This window comes from Streptomyces otsuchiensis (genome assembly GCF_004305975.1).
In the GTDB taxonomy this organism is placed as follows: domain Bacteria; phylum Actinomycetota; class Actinomycetes; order Streptomycetales; family Streptomycetaceae; genus Streptomyces; species Streptomyces otsuchiensis.
On record NZ_BHZI01000666.1, the window covers coordinates 1 to 263 of the forward strand.

The 263-nt window shown below is 73.8% G+C and carries 1 protein-coding gene; it reads left to right on the forward strand.

Going from position 1 to position 263, the window contains the following annotated elements; genetic code table 11:
- Positions 1-263: LLM class flavin-dependent oxidoreductase (locus tag E0D90_RS26275; RefSeq protein WP_130800369.1), on the forward strand; the 263-nt coding region annotated here is incomplete at both ends.

The window sequence follows — 263 nt, forward strand, 5'->3', positions numbered from 1 at the left end:
CTCCCGGACGGGCCGGGCAAGCCGCTCAAGCTCACCGTCCACCCGGTCCGCGAGCACATTCCGCTCTACATCGCCGCCATCGGCCCCCGGAACCTGGAGCAGACCGGTGAGATCGCCGACGGCGCCCTGCTGGTCTTCTTCGCCCCCGAGCACGCCGAGCAGACCACGCTCGCCCCGCTGCGCGCCGGCCGCGCCACAGCCGGGCGCTCGCTGGAGGGGTTCGACATCGTGCCCTCGGTCCCCATGGCGGTGGGGGACGACGT